This is a genomic window from Streptomyces sp. YKOK-I1 (assembly GCF_054660435.1).
Genome location: NZ_BAAGDR010000001.1, coordinates 8,530,702 through 8,552,992, shown reverse-complemented (window position 1 = coordinate 8,552,992; position 22,291 = coordinate 8,530,702). Strand labels below are relative to the sequence as shown.

Annotated in this window: 20 protein-coding genes, 2 tRNA genes and 1 pseudogene; 9 read left to right on the top strand and 14 right to left on the bottom strand. The window is 73.7% G+C overall.

The window, feature by feature from the left end; all coding sequences use genetic code 11:
- Nucleotides 1–70: 70 nt before the first annotated feature.
- A complete protein-coding gene (locus ACYQ8Q_RS38095) occupies nt 71–781 on the top strand; it encodes a MerR family transcriptional regulator (RefSeq protein ID WP_460071251.1) in 711 nt (236 codons plus the stop codon).
- On the opposite strand, the gene ACYQ8Q_RS38090 is transcribed toward ACYQ8Q_RS38095, so the two are convergent.
- The 5 genes from ACYQ8Q_RS38090 to ACYQ8Q_RS38070 form a co-directional block, all read right to left on the bottom strand.
- Complete coding sequence (locus ACYQ8Q_RS38090) at nt 721–1,977, bottom strand: acyltransferase family protein (RefSeq protein WP_460071250.1); 1,257 nt, start codon at nt 1,975–1,977, stop codon at nt 721–723. The genes ACYQ8Q_RS38095 and ACYQ8Q_RS38090 overlap by 61 nt on opposite strands.
- Nucleotides 1,978–2,105: 128 nt before the next feature.
- Entirely contained in the window at nt 2,106–4,283 is a 2,178-nt protein-coding gene (locus ACYQ8Q_RS38085; protein ID WP_460071249.1) for a 3-hydroxyacyl-CoA dehydrogenase NAD-binding domain-containing protein, read from the bottom strand.
- A gap of 43 nt (nt 4,284–4,326) precedes the next feature.
- On the bottom strand, nt 4,327–5,541 hold the full coding sequence (locus tag ACYQ8Q_RS38080) for an acetyl-CoA C-acetyltransferase (RefSeq protein ID WP_460071248.1): 1,215 nt from the start codon (nt 5,539–5,541) through the stop codon (nt 4,327–4,329).
- Between the two features lie 36 nt (nt 5,542–5,577).
- Nucleotides 5,578–6,750 (bottom strand): CaiB/BaiF CoA transferase family protein, encoded by a 1,173-nt coding sequence (locus ACYQ8Q_RS38075; protein ID WP_460071247.1) that lies wholly within the window; start codon nt 6,748–6,750, stop codon nt 5,578–5,580.
- 127 nt (nt 6,751–6,877) lie between these two features.
- Nucleotides 6,878–7,258 carry an MmcQ/YjbR family DNA-binding protein gene (locus tag ACYQ8Q_RS38070; protein ID WP_460071246.1) on the bottom strand — a complete coding sequence of 127 codons (381 nt, stop codon included), beginning with the start codon at nt 7,256–7,258 and terminating at the stop codon, nt 6,878–6,880.
- 110 nt (nt 7,259–7,368) lie between these two features.
- On the opposite strand from ACYQ8Q_RS38070, the gene ACYQ8Q_RS38065 reads away from it, so the two are divergent.
- A complete protein-coding gene (locus tag ACYQ8Q_RS38065; protein WP_460071245.1) occupies nt 7,369–8,541 on the top strand; it encodes a saccharopine dehydrogenase family protein in 1,173 nt (390 codons plus the stop codon).
- 31 nt (nt 8,542–8,572) lie between these two features.
- Here the strand turns inward: ACYQ8Q_RS38065 and mmpA are convergent, their stop codons facing one another.
- The 3 genes from mmpA to ACYQ8Q_RS38050 all read right to left on the bottom strand — a co-directional run bounded on the left by mmpA (nt 8,573) and on the right by ACYQ8Q_RS38050 (nt 10,702).
- Nucleotides 8,573–8,719 (bottom strand): morphogenic membrane protein MmpA, encoded by a 147-nt coding sequence (gene mmpA, locus ACYQ8Q_RS38060; RefSeq protein ID WP_460071244.1) that lies wholly within the window; start codon nt 8,717–8,719, stop codon nt 8,573–8,575.
- Between the two features lie 61 nt (nt 8,720–8,780).
- Nucleotides 8,781–9,503, bottom strand: coding sequence for an endonuclease V (locus ACYQ8Q_RS38055; RefSeq protein ID WP_460071243.1), 723 nt, complete (start codon nt 9,501–9,503; stop codon nt 8,781–8,783).
- 89 nt (nt 9,504–9,592) lie between these two features.
- A complete protein-coding gene (locus tag ACYQ8Q_RS38050) occupies nt 9,593–10,702 on the bottom strand; it encodes a WD40/YVTN/BNR-like repeat-containing protein (protein WP_460071242.1) in 1,110 nt (369 codons plus the stop codon).
- A gap of 247 nt (nt 10,703–10,949) precedes the next feature.
- On the opposite strand from ACYQ8Q_RS38050, the gene ssgD reads away from it, so the two are divergent.
- The 5 genes and pseudogenes from ssgD to ACYQ8Q_RS38025 all read left to right on the top strand — a co-directional run bounded on the left by ssgD (nt 10,950) and on the right by ACYQ8Q_RS38025 (nt 15,409).
- Nucleotides 10,950–11,366 (top strand): spore wall synthesis regulator SsgD, encoded by a 417-nt coding sequence (gene ssgD / locus ACYQ8Q_RS38045; protein WP_460071241.1) that lies wholly within the window; start codon nt 10,950–10,952, stop codon nt 11,364–11,366.
- Between the two features lie 371 nt (nt 11,367–11,737).
- Nucleotides 11,738–12,244, top strand: a pseudogene (locus ACYQ8Q_RS38040) (ATP-binding cassette domain-containing protein); the annotation flags it as partial.
- Between the two features lie 123 nt (nt 12,245–12,367).
- Nucleotides 12,368–13,276, top strand: coding sequence for an ATP-binding cassette domain-containing protein (locus ACYQ8Q_RS38035; protein WP_460073651.1), 909 nt, complete (start codon nt 12,368–12,370; stop codon nt 13,274–13,276).
- Nucleotides 13,277–13,437: 161 nt separating this feature from the next.
- On the top strand, nt 13,438–14,214 hold the full coding sequence (ddaH, locus tag ACYQ8Q_RS38030) for a dimethylargininase (RefSeq protein WP_460071240.1): 777 nt from the start codon (nt 13,438–13,440) through the stop codon (nt 14,212–14,214).
- Between the two features lie 220 nt (nt 14,215–14,434).
- Nucleotides 14,435–15,409 (top strand): acyl-ACP desaturase, encoded by a 975-nt coding sequence (locus tag ACYQ8Q_RS38025; RefSeq protein WP_460071239.1) that lies wholly within the window; start codon nt 14,435–14,437, stop codon nt 15,407–15,409.
- A 414-nt stretch (nt 15,410–15,823) separates the two neighbouring features.
- On the opposite strand, the gene ACYQ8Q_RS38020 is transcribed toward ACYQ8Q_RS38025, so the two are convergent.
- The 4 genes from ACYQ8Q_RS38020 to ACYQ8Q_RS38005 form a co-directional block, all read right to left on the bottom strand.
- Nucleotides 15,824–17,185: an SDR family NAD(P)-dependent oxidoreductase gene (locus ACYQ8Q_RS38020; protein WP_460071238.1), complete on the bottom strand. Its 1,362-nt coding sequence runs from the start codon at nt 17,183–17,185 to the stop codon at nt 15,824–15,826.
- 29 nt (nt 17,186–17,214) lie between these two features.
- Nucleotides 17,215–17,286 (bottom strand) — tRNA-Asp (locus ACYQ8Q_RS38015).
- Between the two features lie 8 nt (nt 17,287–17,294).
- Nucleotides 17,295–17,366 (bottom strand) — tRNA-Gly (locus ACYQ8Q_RS38010).
- Between the two features lie 87 nt (nt 17,367–17,453).
- Nucleotides 17,454–17,699, bottom strand: a complete 246-nt coding sequence (locus ACYQ8Q_RS38005; protein ID WP_460071237.1) for a WhiB family transcriptional regulator — start codon at nt 17,697–17,699, stop codon at nt 17,454–17,456.
- A gap of 199 nt (nt 17,700–17,898) precedes the next feature.
- Here ACYQ8Q_RS38005 and ACYQ8Q_RS38000 point away from each other — a divergent pair, with 199 nt between their 5' ends.
- Nucleotides 17,899–18,690, top strand: coding sequence for a VOC family protein (locus tag ACYQ8Q_RS38000; protein WP_460071236.1), 792 nt, complete (start codon nt 17,899–17,901; stop codon nt 18,688–18,690).
- Nucleotides 18,691–18,710: 20 nt separating this feature from the next.
- On the opposite strand, the gene ACYQ8Q_RS37995 is transcribed toward ACYQ8Q_RS38000, so the two are convergent.
- Both ACYQ8Q_RS37995 and ligD read right to left on the bottom strand, forming a co-directional pair.
- Complete coding sequence (locus ACYQ8Q_RS37995) at nt 18,711–19,736, bottom strand: LacI family DNA-binding transcriptional regulator (RefSeq protein ID WP_460071235.1); 1,026 nt, start codon at nt 19,734–19,736, stop codon at nt 18,711–18,713.
- Nucleotides 19,737–20,024: 288 nt separating this feature from the next.
- On the bottom strand, nt 20,025–21,104 hold the full coding sequence (ligD, locus tag ACYQ8Q_RS37990; RefSeq protein ID WP_460071234.1) for a non-homologous end-joining DNA ligase: 1,080 nt from the start codon (nt 21,102–21,104) through the stop codon (nt 20,025–20,027).
- A 98-nt stretch (nt 21,105–21,202) separates the two neighbouring features.
- Between ligD and ACYQ8Q_RS37985 the strand changes: the two genes are divergently transcribed.
- A complete protein-coding gene (locus ACYQ8Q_RS37985; protein ID WP_460071233.1) occupies nt 21,203–22,291 on the top strand; it encodes an ATP-dependent DNA ligase in 1,089 nt (362 codons plus the stop codon).

Below are 22,291 nucleotides of genomic sequence, written 5' to 3'. Positions count from 1 at the left end.
TCACCCGTGTCCCGGGTCACAGAGCGTTACTTCTCACACGGCCGCCCCCGCGACCGCGATACTGCTGCGCATGACGATCGAGACCGACGAGCGGCCCCTCACGGTCGACGAGCTGGCCGCACGCGCGGGGGTCACGGTCCGCACGGTCCGCTTCTACAGCACCAGGGGCCTGCTGCCGCCACCCGTGATCGGCCCGCGCCGGGTGGGGCACTACGGCCCGGAGCACCTCGCGCGTCTGGAGCTGATCGAGGAGCTGCAGCGGCAGGGCATGACCCTGGCGGCGATCGAGCGCTACCTGGGGCAGCTGCCGCCCGGCCTCGACGCGCACGACCTCGCCGTGCACCGGGCGGTGGTGGCGTCCTGGGCGCCGGGCGCCGACGAGCCGGTGAGCGGCGAGGAGCTGCGGCGGCGGGCGGGGCGGCCGCTGTCCGAGGACGACGTGCGGCGGCTGGTGGCCATGGACGTCGTCGAGGCCGCGCCCGACGGCGGGTACCGGGTCGACTCCGGTCTGCTGCCGCTCGGGGTGCGGCTGCTCGACGTACCGCTGTCGCAGGAGGTGATCCTCGCGGCGCGCGCCACGCTGATCGCGCACTCGCGCGCGGCGGCGCAGGAGCTGTCCGGGCTGCTGCGGGAGGCGGTGGCCGAACGGGACGCGCAGGACGTGCGCTCGCTGACCGCGCAGATGCGTCCGCTGGTCGTCCAGGCCCTGCTGACGACGTTTCAGCGTTCACTGCGAGACGAGCTGCGGCTGTGGCTGTCGGAGGCGCAGCCGGGCGGCTGAGGGGCGGCCGGCACCCGGCGGGCCGTCAGCCGGCGGCCCCACGCCTGGCCGGGCACCTCGATCCAGCGGTACGTCAGCGCGCACAGCGGCAGCAGCACCACGACGAAGGCCACCAGGAGCAGGGGCTCGTCGTGCCGTTGCCGGCCGATCGTGGCGTCGACCGCCGTGAGCAGCACCGGATGCAGCAGGTAGACCGAGTAGCTGATCACGCCCAGCGCGGCCGTCCCGCGCGGGATCCGCCGCCCGCGCGCCGCGAAGCCGGCGGCGAAGGTGAGCACGGCCAGCAGGAACGCGGTGATCCAGCCGCGCCGGGTGAAGTAGTGGCCGTCGCCGTACCACCAGGCGCTGCCCACCGCGCAGAGCAGCACCACGGCGGCCGCGCAGACCGCGGCGCGCCAGGTGCTCCTGCCGTGTTCGGCCCGGTGGACGGCCGTGCCGAGGAACATCACGGCCAGGATCACGAGGCTCTCCCACTGCGGCACCGTGCTGTCGAACGCCACCAGGGCGAGGGCCAGGACGCCGCCCAGCACTCCCCCGGCGACGCGCACCGCGGGCGGGCCGGCGCTCGCGCCGCACACGGCGACGGCCAGGACGGCCGCGGCGCCGGCGATCAGCGGGCCGGTGCCGGTCAGGCCGGACAGGGCGGAGACCGGCAGCCCGCCGCCCGTGAGCGCGCCGACGGCGGCGAGCACGGCCAGGGTGACGGCGGCCGCCGCCGACCGCCGGTGCCGGCGGACCGTGAAGAGGGCGACGACCAAGAGGTAGAAGGCCGTCTCGTACGACAGTGTCCACAGGACGAGCAGGAGGTTGGGCGTGCCCAGCAGTTCCTGGAGCAGGGTGACGTGGGCGACGGCGACCCCGACGGCGCCCTGGCCGCCGCGGATCCGGGTGACCCCCGCGAGGTCGAGGACCAGGATCGTGCCGACGGCGAGCGCCCACAGCGGGTAGAGGCGGAAGACCCGGCCGGTCCAGAAGCTGCGGACGGAGCCCCGGCGTTCCAGCGAGGCGGGGATGATGTAGCCGCTGACCAGGAAGAACACCATGATGCCGTAGCGGCTGGTGTTGAAGTGCGGCATGAGGTCCCGCCGGAACTCCGGCAGGAAGGTGGCGGACGCGTGGTCGAACACCACGACGAGGGCCGCGACGGCGCGCAGCGCGTCCAGCCAGTCCGACCGTGACCGCCTTGTGCCGTCCACGCGCGTCCCTTCCTCCCGTGGTCCCTACGGCTGTTCTTGGACCGGGGCGCGAGGAGCGTTACGCGGCGGGGCCCACGGGGCGAACCCCGTGAGCCCTGGGGAGGTCACGGGGTCCGGCGCGCGGGGTGTCAGCGGGCGTCGGTGAAGGTCTCCCCCCGCTCGGCCTTCTCCACCAGCAGGGCGGGCGGGGTGAAGCGGTCGCCGTAGCGTGCGGCGAGTTCACGCGCGCGTGCCACGAATCCGGCGAGGCCCCCGTCGTAGCCGTTGACGTACTGGAGCACACCGCCGGTCCAGCCGGGGAAGCCGATGCCGAACAGGGAGCCGATGTTGGCGTCGGCGACGGAGGTCAGGACGCCCTCCTCAACGAGCCGGACGGTGTCGAGGGCCTCGGCGAAGAGCATGCGTTCCTGCATGTCCCGGAAGGGGATCTCGCTGCCCGCGCGCGTGAAGTGCTCGCGCAGGCCCGGCCAGAGTGCGCCGCGGGAGCCGTCCTCGGCGTACTCGTAGAAGCCCGCTCCGCCGCTGCGGCCGGGGCGGCCGAACTCGTCGACCATGCGGTCCACGACGGCCTCGGCGGGGTGGGCGGTCCAGGTGCCGCCCGCCTCCTCCACGGCGCGCCGGGACTCCCGGCGGATCTTCTGCGGGAGCGTGAGCGTCAGCTCGTCCATCAGGGAGAGCACCTTGGCCGGGTAGCCGGCCTGGGCGGCGGCCTGCTCGATCGAGGCGGGCTCGATGCCCTCGCCGACCATGGCGACGCCCTCGTTGATGAAGTGGCCGATCACCCGGGAGGTGAAGAAGCCGCGCGAGTCGTTGACGACGATCGGCGTCTTCCTGATCTGCCGGACCAGGTCGAAGGCGCGTGCGAGCGCCTCGTCGCCGGTGCGTTCGCCCTTGATGATCTCGACGAGCGGCATCTTGTCGACGGGCGAGAAGAAGTGCAGGCCGATGAAGTCCTCCTGGCGCTCCACGCCCTCGGCGAGGGCGGTGATGGGGAGCGTGGAGGTGTTGGAGCAGAGCAGCGCGTCGGGGGCGAGGACCTGCTCGATCTCCTGGAAGACCTTGTGCTTGAGGGCGGTGTCCTCGAACACGGCCTCGATGACGGCGTCGCAGCCGGCCAGGTCGGCGGGGTCGGCGGTGGGGGTGATGCGGGCGAGCAGCGCGTCCGCCTTCTCCTGGGTGGTACGACCCCGGGAGACGGCCTTGGCGCACAGCTTCTCGGAGTAGCCCCTGCCCTTGGCGGCGGCTTGCGGGGTGACGTCCTTCAGGACGACGTCGATGCCCGCGCGGGCGCACGCGTAGGCGATGCCGGCGCCCATCATGCCCGCGCCGAGGACGGCCACCCGGCGGACCTTGCGGGGCTCGATGCCCTGGGGGCGGTTGGCGCCGGAGTTGACGGCCTGGAGGTCGAAGAAGAACGCCTGGATCATGTTCTTCGAGGTCTGGCCGGCGGCGAGCTCGACGAAGTAGCGGGCCTCGATGACCTGCGCGGTCTCGAAGTCGACCTGGGAGCCCTCGACGGCCGCGGCGAGGATGGCGCGCGGCGCCGGGTAGGGGGCGCCGCCCGTCTGCTTGCGCAGGGTGGCGGGGAAGGCGGGCAGGTTGGCGGCGAACTTCGGGTTCGCGGGGGTACCGCCGGGGATGCGGTAGCCCGGCCTGTCCCAGGGCTGCCGGGACTCGGGGTTGGCGTCGATGAAGGCGCGGGCCTTGGCGAGGAGTTCCTCGGGGGTGGCGGCGACCTCGTCGATCAGACCGTTCTGCAGGGCCTTGTGCGGGCCGTACTGGGTGCCCTGGAGGAGGACCTTCAGGAGGGCGTCGGCGATGCCCAGCAGGCGGACGGTGCGCACCACGCCGCCGCCTCCGGGGAGCAGACCGAGGGTGACCTCGGGGCAGCCGATCTTGGCGCCGGGGGCGTCCAGGGCGATGCGGTGGTGGCAGGCGAGGGCGAGTTCGTAGCCGCCGCCGAGGGCCGCGCCGTTCATCGCCGCGACGACGGGCTTGCCGAGGGTCTCGATGCGGCGGAGGTTGCGCTTGATCTCCAGGCCGCCGTCGAACAGCTCCTGGGCGGTCTCGGGGGTGACGCGGATCAGGTCGCGCAGGTCGCCGCCGGCGAAGAAGGTCTTCTTGGCGGAGGTGAGGATGACGCCCCGGATGGTGTCCTTCTCGGCCTCCAGGCGGTCGGTGACCGCGGCGAGGGAGGCGCGGAAGGCCGCGTTCATGGTGTTCGCGGACTGGTTCGGGTCGTCGAGGACGAGGGTGACGAGGCCGGTGCGGTCCTGTTCCCAGCGGATGGTGGTGCTCTCGGTCATGACGGGGTCTCCGTAGAAGTCTGTGGGGTGCCGCTGGGGAGGGTCAGACGCGCTCGACGATCGTGGCGATGCCCATGCCGCCGCCGACGCAGAGGGTGGCGAGGCCGTAGCGCTTGTCCTGGCGCTCCAGTTCGTCGACGAGGGAGCCGAGGATCATCGCGCCGGTGGCGCCGAGGGGGTGGCCGAGGGCGATGGCGCCGCCGTTGACGTTGACCTTGTCCAGGGACAGGCCCATGTCCTTGACGAACCGCAGCACCACCGCGGCGAACGCCTCGTTGATCTCGACGAGGTCGATGTCGTCGATGGTCAGCCCGGCCTTGGCGAGGGCCTTGCGGGTGGCCGGGGCGGGGCCGGTGAGCATGATGGTCGGCTCGGAGCCGGAGACGGCGGCGGAGACGATCCGCGCGCGGGGGGTGAGGCCGCCCCGCTCGCCGGCCTCCTTCGAGCCGATGGCGACCAGGGAGGCGCCGTCGACGATGCCGGAGGAGTTGCCCGCGTGGTGCACGTGGTCGATGCGCTCCACCCAGTGGTACGTCTGGAGCGCCACCGCGTCGAAGCCGCCGAGCTCGCCGATGTCGGCGAAGGACGGCTTGAGGGCCGCGAGGGAGTCGGCGGTGGTGCCGGGGCGCAGGTGCTCGTCGTGGTCGAGGACGACGAGTCCGGCGCGGTCCCTGACCGGGACGACGGAGCGGTCGAAGCGGCCCTCCTTCCAGGCGGTCGCCGCCCGCTCCTGGGACAGGGCCGCGTACTCGTCGACGTCACGGCGCGAGAAGCCCTCGATGGTGGCGATGAGGTCGGCGCCGATGCCCTGCGGCACGAAGTTGACGGCGAGGTTCGTCATGGGGTCGTTGAACCAGGCACCGCCGTCGGAGGCCATCGGCACCCGGGACATCGACTCCACGCCGCCCGCGAGGACCAGGTCCTCCCAGCCGGAGCGGACCTTGGCGGCGGCCAGGTTGACGGCCTCCAGGCCCGAGGCGCAGAAGCGGTTCTCCTGCACGCCGGCCACGGTGTCCGGCAGCCCTGCCGCGATCGCGGCGGTCCGCGCGATGTCGGAGCCCTGGTCGCCGACCGGGCTGACGACGCCGAGGACGATGTCGTCGATCGCGGCCGGGTCGAGGCCCGGGAAGCGGCCCCGCAGTTCGTGGATGAGGCCGACGACGAGGTCGATGGGCTTCGTGCCGTGCAGGGCGCCGTTCGCCTTGCCGCGCCCGCGCGGGGTGCGGATCGCGTCGTACACGTACGCTTCGGTGCTCACTGGTCAAGCCTTTCGGGGAGGGTGGGCCGAACGGGGTCAGTCGCCCTGGCGCGGGAGGTCGTCCACGGGGGTCTTCACCAGGTCGTTCGCCAGCCCCGGCACGTCCCAGTCGCGGGCCACCCGCGCGGTGTCGGCGCCGGGCTGCGCAGGGCCGGAGCGGACGGCCGTGGGGGTGGCGGAGAAGCGGGGGGCGGGGGCCGGCTGGGTGATGCCGCCGTGGTCGGTGAAGGTGCCGCGGGCGGCGAGGTGCGGGTGGTGCGGGGCCTCGCGCAGCGACAGCACGGGCGCCACACACGCGTCGGAGCCCTCGAACAGGGCCGTCCACTCGTCGCGGGTGCGGGCCTTGAAGCGGGCGGCGACCGCCTCGCGCAGCTCGCCCCAGCGGGTCCAGTCCCTGCGGGCGTCGCGGAAGTCCCCGAGGCCGAGGAGGCGGGTGAACTCGTCGTAGAACTGCGGTTCCAGGGCGCCGACCGCCATGTACCCGCCGTCGGCGGTCTCGTAGCTGCCGTAGTACGGGCAGCCGCCGTCGAGGAGGTTGGCGGCGCGCCGGTCCCGCCAGCCGCCGGCCGCGAGCATGCCGTGGATCATCGTGGAGAGGTGGGCGGTGCCGTCCACGATCGCCGCGTCGACGACCTGGCCGGTGCCGCTCACGCGCGCGTGGTGCAGCGCGGCGAGGACGCCGACGACGAGGTAGAGGGAGCCGCCCGCGTAGTCGCCGAGCAGGTTGGCGGGGGCGGGCGGCGGGGTGTCGGGGGCGCCGATCATGCCGAGGGTGCCGGTCAGCGCGATGTAGGCGATGTCGTGGCCGGCGCGGTGGGCGAGGGGGCCCTCCTGGCCCCAGCCGGTCATCCGGCCGTAGACCAGCCGGGGGTTGCGGGCGTGGCAGTCCTCGGGGCCGACGCCGAGCCGCTCGGCGACGCCGGGCCGGTTGCCCTCGATCAGCACGTCGGCGCGGGCGGCGAGGTCGAGCACGCGCGCGGGGCCGTCGGGTGCCTTGAGGTCGACGAGGACCGAGCGCTTGTTGCGGTTGGTGACGTCGTGGGCCGGGTCGACGCCGAGGGAGGGGCCGCCGGGGCGGTCCACGCGGACGACGTCGGCGCCGAGGTCGGCGAGCAGCATCGCGGCGAAGGGGCCCGGGCCGATGCCGGCGAGCTCCACCACGCGCACCCCGGTGAGCGGGCCGTGCCCGGACGTGTGTGCCGTCGTCATCCAGCCCCCTTGCTGTGACACAACCGATGTAACACCCGTGATGTTAAGAACGTGTTCCAGTGGGCACAAGAGCCGAGCGAGCAAGCGCTTAGCCAGTTTAGGCGCGACACGCCCGGCCGGCACCGGCTCAGCGGGCGTCCAGCTCCGCTATGAGCCGCTGGGGCGCGATCGTGCGGTAGCTCTCCTCGACCCAGTCGCACAGCAGCTCGGCCGGCGGGGCGCCCTTCTCCTGCAACGGGAGGCTCACCCAGCCCGCCTTCCCCAGGCCGTACCCGGTCGGCTCGGCGCCCGGGGCGGCCAGCGCGTGCGCGTGGGCCGTCTCGTCCTTGAGCTTGACGGTGACGCCCAGCGGGTGACTGCCGTCGTCGACGCCGAGGAAGACGAAGACCTTCCTGTTGACCTTGGCGACCGCCCCGCCCCAGGGGAACTCCTCGGTCGCGCCCGGCAGCCCGAGCGCGAACGCGCGTACTTTCTCCCACTTCTTCAGGGCGTTCCGGTCCACCGCCACCTGCTGCCTCCGGGCTCGTCGTCGGCCTGCGCCCTCCTCACGCTAGCCTCAGCCACCGACAGCGGCGCGGGCTGCGGGACCAGAGGTGTCATGAACGGGCAAGGGGTGTCATGAGCAGGCTAAAGAGGACGGACCGTCCGTACGACATCGTGCTCTTCGGCGCGACCGGATTCGTCGGGACGCTCACCGCCGAGTACCTCGCCGCCCACGCGCCCGGGGATCTGCGCTGGGCGATCGCCGGCCGCAGCCGGGAGAAGCTCGAACGGCTGCGCGAGCGGCTCGGCGCGACGGCCGGGGTGCTCACCGCCGACGTCGCGGACCCGGCGTCGCTGCGCGCCCTCGCGGAGCACGCGCGCGTGGTGGCCACGACCGTCGGCCCCTATGTGGAGTACGGCGAGGACCTGGTCGCCGCCTGCGCGGACACCGGTGCCGACTATCTGGACCTCAGCGGCGAGCCGGAGTTCCTGGACCTGATGTACGTCCGGCACGACGCCCGCGCGCGGGAGACGGGCGCACGGCTGGTGCACGCCGTCGGCTTCGACTCCGTCCCGCACGACCTCGGCGTGTACTTCACCGTCCGGCAGCTGCCCGAGGGCGTGCCGCTGACCGTGGACGGCTTCGTGACGGCGCACGCGGAGTTCTCGGGCGGGACGTTCGCGTCCGCGCTGGGCCAGTTCGCGCGCTGGAGGCGGATGGCCGCCGCCGCGCGGGACCGGGGCCGGCACGAGCCGCGTCTGATGGGCCGCCGGGCCTCTGCGCCGAGGGGCGTGCCCCGGTTCGCCCCGGAGGTCGGCGCCTGGGCGCTGCCGCTGCCGACCGTGGACCCCCAGATCGTGCGCCGCTCGGCGAAGGCGCTGGAACGTTACGGCCCGGACTTCCGCTACCGCCACTACGCGGCCGTGCGGCGGCTACCGGTCGCCGTGGGCGGGGTCGCGGCCGTCGGGACGGTCGTCGCGGCCGCCCAGCTGCCGCCCGCCCGGCGCTGGCTGTCGGACCGGCTCAGGCCCGGGGAGGGGCCGAACGCGGAGAAGCGGGCCCGGAGCTGGTTCTCGGTCCGGTTCGTCGGCGAGGGCGGCGGCCGGCGGGTGTTCACCGAGGTCTCCGGCGGCGACCCCGGCTACGACGAGACGGCGAAGATGTTCGCCGAGGGGGCGCTGGCGCTGGCCTGCGACGACCTGCCGCCGACGGCGGGTCAGGTCACCACGGCGGTGGCCATGGGCGACGCGCTGACCGAGCGGCTGATCCGTGCGGGCATCCGCTTCCGGGTGGCGGCGAGCCGCTGAGCGGCCCGGGCCGGCATCGCGGCGCGCCGGCTCACATCGGCCACTCGACGAGCGTGTAGATCATGCCGACGATCCAGCCGAGGCCCGCGAGCACGGCGAGGATCAGCGCGGCGTTGACGGCGCGCTCGACGGGCCGGCCGGGGTCGGCGAGGGGCTTCGGGGCACGGTGCGTGGTCATGGGCACAGCCTCGCCGCCGACGGGCGGCGCCCACATCCGTACGGATACTCAGACCGGCTACTCAGACCGGGTGCCCGTACGGCCGCCCGTCAGGGCCCGCCGTCGCCTCCTGGAGAACCCGTCGGCACAGCGCGTCGGCCCTGCGGGTCGTCTCCGGCAAGCGGAACCGCGGCGTCAGGGCGAGGGTGTGGGCGCAGGCGTTCTCCAGGGTCGTGCGGTGGCCGACGGAGACGAAGACCGGCTTGACGCCCTGCCGGGTGCGCAGGGCCCGCCCGACCTCCTCGGCGCCCGCGAGGAGCGGCGAGGACGCTCCGCGCGGTGCGTCCGGGTCGTCGTACGTGAAGGTGAACGGGTTCTTCGCGACGCCGATCGTGGGCAGGCCGGTGAGGACTCCGAGGTGGCTCGCGAGGCCGAAGCGGCGCGGGTGGGCGAGGCCGTAGCCGTCACAGACGACCAGGCCGGGCGGGACGGGCAGGGCGTCCAGGGCCGCCAGCACGGTCGGGATCTCGCGGAAGGCGAGCAGTCCGGGCACGTACGGGAAGGAGATCCGGCCGACGGCGGTGGCCTCGGCGACGACGTCGAGGCTCGCCGCGTCCAGCACGACGGCCGCGGCCGCGACGACGTCCCGTTCGTCGTCGTAGGCGACGTCCACCCCCGTCACCCGGCCGGTCCCGGGCGGCGGGCCCGGTTCGCCGAGCACCACGCGGACCCGCAGCTCGTCCTGGACGGCGCGGGCCTCCTCCTCGGTCGCGGGCCAGCCCGCGGGAATGTCTACGGTCGTCATGGTGGTGACGAGCGTACGGCTCCCCCGCGCGGGCCTGCGATCACGTTTCCCGACGGTCGCCGGTCCGGCGGCCCGGCGGCCCGGGCCGGTCAGTTCTCCAGTCGTGCCGCGCGCCCTTGTTCGCCCGCCGCCCAGCAGCCGCCGTCGGGGGCGCAGTCGACGGTGTCGTAGGAGCCCGTGTCGACGGTCCGCCAGGTGCGACCGGCGTCGGTGGTCAGATCGGTGCCGGTGGGCCCGACGGCGAGGGCGGCGGCGCGGCGGTGCGGGAGCCAGGCCACGCCGGAGCGGTAGGCGGGCGGCGGGCCGGCGGCGGGGCGCCAGCTGCGGCCCGCGTCGCCCGTGGTGGCCGCGGCGTCCGGGGAGGGCTGACCGGCGCGGTAGTCGCCGCCGACGGCGAGGCCGTGGTGACGGTCGCGGAAGGCGAGGGCGAACACCCCGCGCGCGGGGTCGCCCGCCGGGACGGGGGTGTCGGCCGCGGTCCAGGTCAGTCCCCGGTCGGCGGAGTGCAGCACCCGCGCGCGTGCCGCGCCGCCGGTGGCCAGCCACACGTCCCGCGGCCCGGCGGAGACCAGGCACTGGCCACTGGCGGCGAAACCGGCCTCGCCGTCCAGGGCGGCCGGCATGCCGGTGTCCGGCAGCACCGTCCAGGACCGGCCGCCGTCCGCGGTGGACAGGATGCGGAACCTCCCGTCCACCGGGTCGCTCATCGCGAGGCCGTGGCGGCGGTCGAAGAAGGTCATGCAGTCGTAGAACGCCTTCGCGTCGGTGTTGCGGAAGGACTCCGTCCAGGTCGCCCCGCCGTCGTCGGTGCGGTACACCCGCGAGGCCTCGCCCTCGCCGATCGCCAGCACCACCGCGCGGCGCGCGTCGAACGCCTCGATGTCACGGAACTGCAGGTCGGCGGCGCCGGGCGGCGAGACGTTCCGCCAGCTCGCCCCGCCGTCGGCGGTGCGCAGCACGGTGCCCTGGGTGCCGGACAGCCACGCGGTGTGCCGGTCGACCGCGGACAGCCCGCGGAAGCGGACCGAGGGGCTGCCGGTGTCCTTCGGCGCCCAGTGCGGATCGCCGTGCGCGTGGGCCGGCGCGGCGGGCAGCGTGGCCAGCGCCGCCGCGCAGACCGCCGCCGCGGCGGCCCACGCCCTCCTTCGTGCAGTTCTTACCGTCCTTACCGTGCGTCGCGTCTTCCCCAAGCGCCTCATGGCGCGGGAAGCTAGTCCACGGCCCCGATGGCGTCCAGAGGGCCTCGGCCGCCTCGACCGCCCTGCGCGCAACGGCGGGACAGGTGCGTCACTTCCGTGTCACTCCGGTGTCACTCCGGCGCATGAAGGCGGTGACCGAGGTCACTCGCCCTCGGTGTGCACGGATCGGCCGGTTCCAGCGTCTCTTCCTGTATCCGGTCCCCGTCCGGCCGGAAGTCCGTCCCCTCGTCAGCAAGGGAGCAAGGCGTTGTCCACCGTCATCGAGCAGCCCGTTGAGGCCCGCCTGGTCGCCGCCGCGCCTCGGATGCCGAGCATCCCCGCCATGCTGCACTACGACCGGAGCGATCCGTTCGCCGTCCGGATGACCTTCCCGGCCCCCGCGACCCTGGAGGGCGTCGAGGTCTGCTGGACCTTCGCCCGTGACCTGCTCGCCGCCGGTCTGGAGCGGGCCGAGGGCCACGGCGACGTCCGCGTCCGCCCGTACGGCTGGGACCGCACGGTGCTGGAGTTCCACGCCCCTGAGGGCACCGCCGTCGTGCACGTCCACTCGTCGGACATCCGCCGCTTCCTGGGCGCCACCGGGGAGCTGGTGCCGGTCGGTCTGGAGCACCTCCAGCTCGATCTGGACCACGACCTCGCGGAACTGATGCGGGACGCCTGCTGAACCGCGGGCGGCCGGTTTTAATCCTTTGACCGGGCTGCCGGCCCCTCCTATCGTCTGAAGCGGTCCTGTTGCCGCCGATTGGAGAAGGACGTTGCTCGTCTGAGGTCCTGAGACACCGTGCCCCGCACCCGTGCGGGCGCTGCGTGCGACCTCGGCGTCTTCGAGCCGTCCTTGAGCGACAGGGCTTTCCGTATGCCCGCGCTCCCGCCGTTCCCGCGGTGGTCGCCGCCCTCCGGTGTCTCGACACGCGTATGCCCCTGACCGCACACGCACACCGCGAGGCCCCTTTGACACGATCCATCGCCTGCTCGTCCCTCTCCTTCTCCTGGCCCGACGGCACCGCCGTCCTCGACGGCCTCGACGCCTCCTTCGGCCCCGGCCGGACCGGGCTCGTCGGCGTCAACGGCTCCGGCAAGTCGACCCTGCTGAAACTGGTCGCCGGGCTGCTCACCCCCACCGAGGGCTCCGTGCGGGTCTCCGGCGAGGTCGGCCACCTCCCGCAGAACGTCACGCTCGACACCGGCCGACGCGTCGACGACGTCCTCGGCATCGCCGTACAGCGGGCCGCCCTGCACGCCATCGAGGCCGGCGACGCCGCGGAGGAGCACTTCGAGGCCCTCGGCGACGACTGGGACGTGGAGGAACGCGCCCTGGCCACCCTCGGCGAGCTGGGCCTCGGCCACATCGGCCTGGACCGCACCGTCGGCGAGGTGTCCGGCGGCGAGTCCGTCCTGCTGCGGCTGGCCGCGCTGCTGCTGCGCCGCCCGGACGTCCTGCTGCTCGACGAACCCACCAACAACCTCGACCGCCACGCCCGCCGGCGGCTGTACGCCGCCGTGGAGTCCTGGCCGGGCGTGCTGGTCGTGGTCAGCCACGACCGGGAACTGCTGGAGCTCGTCGACCAGATCGCCGACCTGCGCGGCGGGGAGATCACCTGGTACGGCGGCACCTTCTCCGCCTACGAGGAGGCGCTCGCCGGCGAGCAGGAGGCCGCCGAGCGCATGGTGCGCGTCGCGGAGGCCGATCTGCGCCGGCAGAAACGCGAACTGGCCGACGCCCAGGTCAAGCTCGCCCGCCGCAAGCGCTACGGGCAGAAGATGTTCGAGCAGAAACGCGAGCCGAAGATCGTCATGGGGGCGCGCAGGCGCGCGGCGCAGGAGTCCGCGGGCAAGCACCGCATCCTGCACGAGGAGCGCCTCACCGAGGCCAGGGAACGGCTCGACGAGGCCGCGGAGGCGGTGCGCGACGACGACGAGATCCGGGTCGAGCTGCCGTTCACCGGCGTCCCGCCGGGGCGTGAGGTCCTCACCCTGCGGGACCTGGAACTCGCCTACGGCGCGCGCGTGGCGGGCGGTCTCGATCTGCGCGGGCCGGAGCGCGTGGCGCTCGTGGGGCGCAACGGCGCGGGCAAGACGACCCTGCTGCGCACCGTCGCCGGGGAGCTGGCGCCGGTCGCGGGCGAGGCGCACGCGCACGTGCCGCTGCGGTTCCTGCCACAGCGGCTGGACGTCCTCGACGACACGCTGACGGTCGCCGAGAACGTGGCGCGGTTCGCGCCGGCCGCCACGAACAACCGGATCCGGGCCCGGCTCGCCCGGTTCCTGTTCCGGGGCGCCCGCGCGGACCAGAACGCGGGCACCCTGTCCGGCGGGGAGCGTTTCCGGGCGGCCCTGGCGGCGCTGATGCTCGCCGAGCCGGCCCCGCAGCTGCTGCTCCTGGACGAGCCGACGAACAACCTCGACATGGCGAGTGTGCGGCAGCTCACCACGGCCCTGGAGTCCTACGAGGGCGCCCTCGTCGTCGCCAGTCACGATCTGCCCTTCCTGGAGTCGATCGGGATCACCCGCTGGCTGCTGCTGGACGGGGAGTTGCGCGAGAGCAGCCTGGAGGAGGTGACGGACCCGGCGTAGGCGGGGCGGTCTCAGGAGGGGCACAGGCGGGCGCCAGGGGTTTTGTCCTGGTGGGCCCGCGCTGCATGATGGCGGACCGGCGCCGTGTCAGGGGCGCCGGTCGGACCTCCGGCGCGACCCGTCGGCCGGGCCCGAGCCACCGCTGATTCGGAGACCCGTCCGTGCCCAGCAGGAAAGCCCTCGTCCGCCGCCCCGGCCCCCGTCTCGCCGAAGGGCTGGTGACCCACATCGAGCGCGAGAAGATCGATGTCGACCTCGCCCTCGACCAGTGGGAGGCGTACACGGAGACGCTGCGCGCGCACGGCTGGGAGACGATCGAGGTCGACCCGGCCGACGACTGCCCCGACGCCGTGTTCGTCGAGGACACCGTGGTCATGTACAGGAACGTGGCCCTGATCGCGCGCCCCGGCGCCGAGTCCCGGCGCGCGGAGACCGACGGGGTCGAGGAGGCCGTGGCCCGCCTCGGCTGCTCGGTGAACTGGATCTGGGAGCCGGGCACCCTGGACGGCGGCGACGTGCTGAAGGTCGGCGACACGATCTACGTCGGCCGCGGCGGACGGACCAACGCCGCCGGGCTCCAGCAGGTGCGGGCGGCGTTCGAGCCGCTCGGGGCCCGGGTGGTCGCCGTACCGGTGAGCAAGGTGCTGCATCTGAAGTCGGCGGTCACCGCGCTGCCCGACGGTACGGTGATCGGGCACATCCCCCATGTGGACCGGCCCTCGCTGTTCCCCCGGTTCCTGTCGGTGCCCGAGGAGGCCGGCGCGCACGTGGTGCTCCTCGGCGGCCCGAAGCTGCTCATGTCGGCCGCCGCGCCCCGGTCCGCGGAGCTCTTCGCCGACCTCGGCCTGGAACCCGTCACGGTCGACATCGGCGAGTTCGAGAAGCTGGAAGGATGTGTGACTTGCCTCTCGGTGCGACTTCGGGAACTGTACGCCTGACCGGGTGAGCGGATCACCTCTCCGGCCCTGGGACCTGCGGATCCCGAGGCTGTTCGGCACCCCCCGAAATCCCTTGGGAAGCCTTGCTGATCAGCGATCTTTACAGCACCCTTAACCTACGGCTTCGTAACCTACGGTTTCGTAGCCTACGATCCCGTAGGTTCCGGTATCCGCTCGCCGGAGTGTTCTGCTCCGTTTTTCTGTCCCCCTGGAGTACCTCGTGACGATCGCCTCCCCTCACCTCGGCAGCCCCGCCGTCTGGACCGACGCCAAGCTGCTGTACGCGCTCGAGGAAGTGGTCGAGACGGAACTCAACCGGCATCTCAAGGTCACCAAGGACTGGATGCCCCACGAGTACGTGCCCTGGAGCGACGGCCGCAACTTCCCCGGCTTCTTCGAGGACGGCGAGGCCTGGGAGAAGAGCCAGTCCAAGGTCACCGAGATCGGCCGGATCGCGCTCGTCGTGAACCTCCTCACCGAGGACAACCTCCCCAGCTACCACCACGAGATCGCCACCCTCTTCGGCCGCGACGGCGCCTGGGGCACCTGGGTGCACCGCTGGACGGCGGAGGAGGGCCGGCACGGCATCGTGATGCGCGACTACCTGCTCGCCTCGCGCGCGGTGGACCCGGACAAGCTGGAGCAGTTCCGGATGATGCACATGAGCGAGGGCTTCGAGTCCGACAACCGGCACTCCATGCTGCACTCGGTCGCCTACGTCGCCTTCCAGGAGCTCGCGACCCGCATCTCGCACCGCAACACCGGTCACCAGTCCGGCGACCCGGTCTGCGACCGCATGCTGGCGCGCATCGCGACCGACGAGAACCTGCACATGGTCTTCTACCGCAACCTGCTGAAGGCCGCCTTCGAGCTCGCCCCCGACCTCACCATGCAGGCCGTGCGGGACGTCGTCCTGAACTTCCGCATGCCCGGCCACGGTATGCCCGGCTTCGAGCGGTGGGCCGCGCAGATGGCCATCGGCGAGGTCTACAACCTGCGCATCCACCACGACGACGTCATCCAGCCCGTGCTGCGCTTCCTGAAGATCATGGAGATCGACGGCCTCGGCCCCGAGGGGCAGAAGGCGCAGGAGGAGCTGGGCCTGTTCATGAACGGCCTGGACTCCGAGGCGGCGAAGTTCGACGAGAAGCTGGCCGCGCGCAAGGCGCGCATGGCCGCGCGCGCCGGGGCCTGACACCGGGCTCGGCCCACCGACGAGGGGCGCACCGGAACACCGGTGCGCCCTGTCGGCGCTGTACGGCATCGTGCCGCCGTGCTCGACGGCACGAACCCTCCCGACTGGCCCGCCGGCGGATCAGACGGGCCTGGAACCGCTCCCCGTGCCGTCGTCCGTCGCGCTGTGGACGCTGGAAGGGCCCGCCGGCCAGGGCCTCGGCGACCGGCGCCGCGCCCTCGGCGCCCGGTGCCTGCTTGCACGGGTCCGGACGCCCGTCCGGCAGCGCGGTCCCGGCCGTGAAGTCCAGCCGCTCCCCCGCCGGCCGCCCGGCGCGCAGCCAGTCGAGCAGCGGGGCGAGGTCGGCGAGCGGCCGGGGGACGACCGGAGGCACTCCGGCGAACCCGGCCCGCCGGTTCACCTCGTTCTCCTCGTTCACCACTCCGCCTCCCGGTAGTCCTTCAGGAACACGCCCGATACCGGGTCACCGGCCTCTCCGCGCACGATCGGGTCGTACACCCGGGCCGCGCCGTCGACGGTGTCGAGCGGGGTGCGGAAGCCGGCGCCCGCCATCCGGGCCTTCTTCGGCGCCGGGTTCTCGTCGGTGATCCAGCCGGTGTCGACCGCGCACATGTGGACACCCCGGGCGGCGAGTTCGGCGGCGCTGGTGCGGGTGAGCATGTTGAGGGCGGCCTTGGCCATGTTGGTGTGCGGGTGCCCCGGCATCTTGTTGCGCACGGCGAACCGGCCCTCGACGGCCGTGACGTTGACGACGTACCGGCGCGGGTGCGGGGAGGCGAGCAGCAGCGGCAGCAGCCGGTCGCACAGCAGGGCGGGGGCGAGGGCGTTGACGAGCTGGGTCTCCAGGACCTCGGCCGGGTCGAGCGCGCCGAGCGTCGCCGACCAGGAGTTCTCCGGGGACGGGTCGGGCAGCAGACCGGCCTCGTCGGCCTCGCGCAGGGCCGCCGGCAGCGGGGCGGCCCCGCCCGGGAGCATGCGCATCGGCGCGAACCCGGGGGCCCGGCGCGCCCCCTCGGGCAGCGCGTCGGCCTCGCCGGCCGCGAGCAGGGCGTACGACCGCGCAGGGCGGCGCACGGTCTGGGCCGCGTTGTTGACGAGGATGTCGAGGGGGCGGCCCTCGGCGCGCAGGTCCTCGCACAGGCCCAGCACCTGGCGCGGGTCGCGCAGGTCGACGGCGAGGACGGTGAGCCGGTCCAGCCACCGATCGCTGCCCGGTTCGGCCCGGAAGCGGCGCACGGTGTCGTGCGGGAACCGGGAGGTGACCTGGACCTCCGCGCCGTCGCGCAGCATCATCAGCGCCAGCTGGAAGCCGATCTTCACACGGCCGCCGGTCAGCAGGACGCGCCGCCCGCGCAGATCGGTGCTCAGGGCGCGGCGGGCGGTGTTGTCGACGGCGCAGCCGGGGCAGAGCCGGTGGTAGAAGGTGTCGACCTGCCGATACGGCGACTTGCAGACGTAACAGGTGCGGGGCCGCAGGAACACGCCTCCGTCACCGGTGTCGGCGCCGGTCAGGGGTGCGTCCTCGCGCCGGTCCGGGGCTCCGGTGGCGGTGGCGGCCATCGCGGCGGCGTCGGCCGCCGACAGCTCGGCGCCGCGGGCCTTGCGGCGGCGCAGCCGTCCGTCGCGCGCGAAGGACGCGGCGACCTGCTCGGCGCGCAGCCGTACGGGATCGTCGACGGGCAGCGCGCGCAGTCTGCCGACCAGCGCGTGGAAGGCGGCCAGTTCCGTCTCGGTGACCGGCTCGGTGACCGCCGCCCGTCCGCTCTCCTCGCCCATCCGTCCCCGCCCCCGTGCTCGCCGTACCGCGGTCCCGACCGGATTCGAACCGGCGTATCCACCCTGACAAGGTGGCGAGTCTGCCTCTGCTCTACGGGACCCCGCCGCGCCCGGACGACCGGATGCGAACCGGCGCATCCGGCTGGGCAAGCCGGCGCGACCGCCTCTGCGCTATGTCCGGTGGCGCCCCCGGATCCTAACCGCACCCCCGCGACGCGGTCTCCCGGATTTCCGAGGCACCTCTGCCGGCCCACCGCCCGGTGACGGGTCAGCAGGACGTGCGCCTGATCTGGAGGCGCTCCTTCTCGGACAGGCCGCCCCAGACGCCGAAGCGCTCGTCGTTGGCCAGGGCGTACTCGAGACAGGCCACGCGCATGTCGCACATGCCGCAGATGCGCTTGGCCTCGCGCACCGAGCTGCCGGGCTCCGGGAAGAAGAAGTCCGCCCCGGTCTGCGCGCACAGCGCCTGGCTCTGCCAGCCGAGGTCGGACGTGGGGATCGTGTCGGTATGCATGGCCAGGATCGTGCCGTGCGGCGAAAAACGTTCGATCAACGCCGGATATACGCGGCGGGCACAGGCCTCCGGCCACCCCGATGATGACGCCGTGACCGGCCCCGGCGCACGGCGGCGCGCGGAACTCCGGCGGCGATTGTCAGTGGGCGGTGCAAGACTCGGCAGTGCAGACAACGGGACCCTTGCGAGGAGGGCGGAGATGCTCACCACCCGTTTCGTCGACGGCGCTCCGAACTGGATCGATCTCGGCACGCCCGACATCGACGGCGCCACCTCCTTCTACGGCGCCCTGTTCGGCTGGCGCTTCGAGTCCGCGGGACCGGACGCCGGCGGTTACGGCTTCTTCCGGTCGGAGGGCAGAACCGTCGCGGGCGGGATGCAGACCACGCCCGCGCAGGGTCCCCCGGCCTGGACGGTCTATTTCCAGTCGTCGGACGTGGACGCCACCGCCCGGTCCGCCGAACGGGCCCACGGCCGGGTGCTCTTCGCCCCCATGGACGTCATGGGGCAGGGCATGATGGCGATCGTCGCCGACTCGGCGGGGGTGCCCTTCGGCCTCTGGCAGCCGGGGCGGAACAAGGGCGTGGACCTGGCCGGTGAACCGGGTTCGCTGTGCTGGGTGGAGCTGTACACGCCGGACATCGCCGCGGCGGCCGCCTTCTACTACACGACGCTGGGTCTGGAGACCTCCGCGGCCGCCTTCCCCGGGGGCGTGTACACCTGTGTCAACCCCCCGGGTGCGGGCGAGGACGCGATGTTCGGCGGGTTCGTGACGCTGGCCGACGATCCGACCGAGGCGCGGGACGGGGCGTACTGGCTGCCGTACTTCGAGGTCGCGGACGTGGACGCGGTGGCCGCCGAGGCGGAGGCGCGGGGCGGCCAGGTCCGGATGCCGGCTGCGGACGTGGAGGGCGTGGGCCGGATGGCCCGGCTGGCCGACCCGTACGGGGCGCGTTTCGCGGTGATCAGAAGCGCGCAGCGGGAGGGCTGAGACCGGGCCGGTGGGCGGGCTCAGGCCGAGGCGCGGCGCACCAGGGTGGTCGGCAGGACCACTCCGGCCGGGGTCTCCTCGGGGGTGCGCGGGTCGAGGCGGCGCAGCAGGAGGCGGGCCATGATCCGGCCCATCTCCTCGATGTCCTGACGGACCGTCGTCAGCGGCGGGTCGGTGGCCTCGGCGACCGGCAGCATGTCGTCGAAGCCGACCACCGCCACGTCCTCGGGCACCCGCCGCCCCCGCTCGCGCAGCACCCGCAGCGCGCCGGAGGCGGTGAGGTCGTTCGCGGCGAACACGGCGTCGACGTCCGGGCAACGGTCCAGCAGGACGCGCATCGCGCGCTCGCCGCCGCCGGGCGTGAAGTCGCTCTCCACGACGAGCCGGGGATCGGCCTCGCCCATGACGTCCCGGTAGCCGTCGAGCCGGTCGGCCGCCGAGGTCTGGTCGAGGGGGCCGGTGAGGTGCGCGATCCGGGTGCGGCCGAGGCCGACGAGATGGCGTACGGCCTCGCGGGCCCCGCCCCGGTTGTCGCTGTCCACGTACGCCACCCCGGCGTCGCCGTCGCTCCAGCCGGGGCGGCCGCCGAACACGGTGGGCAGACCGGCGCCCCGGATGAGGCCGGGCAGCGGGTCGTCGAGGTGGAGGGAGAAGACCAGGGCGCCGTCGACATGGCCGCCGGCGAGATAGCGGGCGACCCGTGTGTGGTCGTCGCGGCCCTCGGTGAGCAGCAGGACCAGCTGGTTGTCCTGGGCGGTCAACTGCTTGCTGATGCCGCGGAGCTGGAGCGCGAAGAACGGGTCGGCGAAGACCCTGGTCTCCGGTTCGGCGATGACGACGGCCACGGCCCCGTGCCGTCTGGTCACCAGGGAGCGGGCCGCCTGGTTGGGCACGTAGCCGAGTTCCTCCACGGCCCGCCGGACCCGCTCCACCAGAGGCTCCCGGACCCCGTCCCCGCCGTTGACCACCCTCGACACGGTGGCCCTGGACACGCCGGCCCGCGCGGCCACGGCCTCCAGGGTGGGACGCTGCGCGGTCTCGGTCACGTCGGGGCTCCTCCTCGGACCTCGGTGGGTGCGGATCAGGATAGCTCCGGGAGGTGGCCGGTGAGAGCGCTCTCGCCGCCGGGCGGCCGCGGGACGCCGACCCGGCCGACGCAGGGACGGTGACCGATCGTCAGGGGGGGCGCCCCCGGATACCGCTCGGGGTCAGGGGGGGCGCCCCCGGATACCGCTCAGGTGCAAGGGGAACGCCCCGCGAGCCCCTCGGGGGCTGGGGCGACAGCCCCGCGAGCCGTCCGGGTCAGGGGCGAGGGCCCCGGAAGCCCGTCCGGGTCAGGGAGCCTGCGACTCCGGTGGGGGCGGCGGCTTCTCGCGGCGGGGGGAGCGGGAGGGCGGCGGGGCGTCCTCGCTGCGGGCCCGGCTCGGCTGGACCCGCTTCGGCTCGCCCGGCATCTTCGGGTACTCCGGGGGGTACGGGAGGTCGCCGAGACCGTGGTCGTGCTCGTCGCGGCGGGCGAGTTCCAGGAGGGACTCCAGGGAGAAGGCGTGCTCGTCCATGTCGGCGTGGACGTCGCCGAGTTCGGCGAAGCGGGCCGGCATCGTCGCGAGGTCGAAGTCGCGGGGGTGCGCCTCGCCGACCTCCTCCCAGCGCAGGGGCGCCGAGACGGGGGCGTGCGGGCGGGGCCGTACGGAGTAGGCGGAGGCGATGGTGCGGTCCCGGGCGGTCTGGTTGTAGTCGAGGAAGATGCGCTCGCCGCGCTCCTCCTTCCACCACTTGATCGTCACCCGGTCCGGCATCCGCCGCTCCATCTCCCGGCCGACGGCGATGGCGGCGCGCCGCACCTGGGTGAAGGTCCAGTCGGGCCGGATCGGCACGAAGACGTGCAGGCCCCGGCCGCCGGAGGTCTTGGGCCAGCCCCGCAGGCCGCCGAACTCGTCGAGGACGGCCCGTAGTTCGTGGGCGGCGCGGACGGCGTCGTCGAAGTCGGTGCCGGGCTGCGGATCGAGGTCGATGCGCAGTTCGTCGGGGCGGTCCACGTCGTCGCGGCGGACGGGCCAGGGGTGGAAGGTGAGCGTGCCGTACTGGGCGGCCCAGAGCACGGCCGCCTCCTCGGTGGGACACATCTCGTCGGCGCTGCGCCCGCTGGGGAAGGTGATGTGGGCGGTGGGGATCCAGCCGGGCATGTTCTTCGGGGCCCGCTTCTGGAAGAAGGACTCGCCGGTCACGCCGTCGGGGTAGCGCTCCAGGGTGGTGGGGCGGTTGCGCAGGGCGCGCAGGATGCCGGGCGCGACGGCCTGGTAGTAGCGGGCGAGGTCCAGCTTGGTGAAGCCGCGCTCCGGGAAGAAGACCTTGTCGGGGCTGGACAGCCGTACGGTCCGGCCGCCCGCCTCCAGTTCCAGCGCATCAGCCATGCGAGCCACGGTAGGCGCACCGCCCAGGACGTGCATACCGGACAAGCTCCCCGGCATGCGGCGTGCGGGCGTCCTGGGCGGCTCGTAGAGTCGAAGCCATGGATCTTCCGGTGATGCCGCCCGTGAAGCCGATGCTCGCCAAGTCGGTGGCCGCGATCCCGGCGGGGATGCAGTACGAGGCGAAGTGGGACGGGTTCCGGGCGATCGTGTTCCGCGACGGGGCCGAGGTCGAGCTGGGCAGCCGCACCGGGAAGCCGCTGACCAGGTACTTTCCCGAGCTGGTGGAGGCGCTGAAGGAGCGGGTGCCCGAGCGGTGCGTGCTGGACGGGGAGATCGTGATCGCACGGGAGGGCCGGCTGGACTTCGACGCGCTCACCGAGCGCATCCATCCGGCGGAGTCGAGGGTGCGCACGCTGGCCGAGCGGACACCGGCCTCGTTCGTGGCCTTCGACCTGCTGGCCCTGGCGGACACCGCGCTGCTCGACGTACCGCTGACCGACCGGCGGGAGCTGCTGACGAGGGCGCTCGCGGGGGTGACGCCGCCCGTGCATCTGGCGCCGGCGACGATCGACGTCGAGGTGGCCCGGCGGTGGTTCGAGCAGTACGAGGGCGCGGGGCTGGACGGGGTGATCGCCAAGCCGCTCACCCTGCTCTACCGGCAGGACGAACGGGCCATGTTCAAGGTGAAGCACGAGCGCACCGCCGACGTGGTGGTCGCCGGCTACCGCCTGCACAAGAGCGGGCCGGTCGTCGGGTCGCTGCTGCTGGGCCTGTACGACGACCGGGGCGCCCTCCAGCACGTGGGCGTGTCCGCCGCGTTCCCCATGAAGCGCCGGGCCGAACTGATCGAGGAGCTGGAGCCGTCGCGGATGGCGGACGCGACCGGGCACCCGTGGGCGGCCTGGGCGCAGGAGGCCGCGCATGAGACGGCGCGGCTGCCGGGGGCGCCGAGCCGCTGGTCGGGCAAGAAGGACCTGTCCTGGGTGCCGCTGAGACCGGAGCGGGTGGCCGAGGTGGCGTACGACCACATGGAGAACGGGGCGCGCTTCCGTCACACCGCCCGCTTCCGCCGCTGGCGCCCGGACCGCACCCCGGAGAGCTGCACGTACGGCCAGCTGGAGGCGCCCGTGCGCTACGACCTCGCGGAGATCCTCGGAACGCCCCCGGCGCCCCCTGCGGCGCCCTGA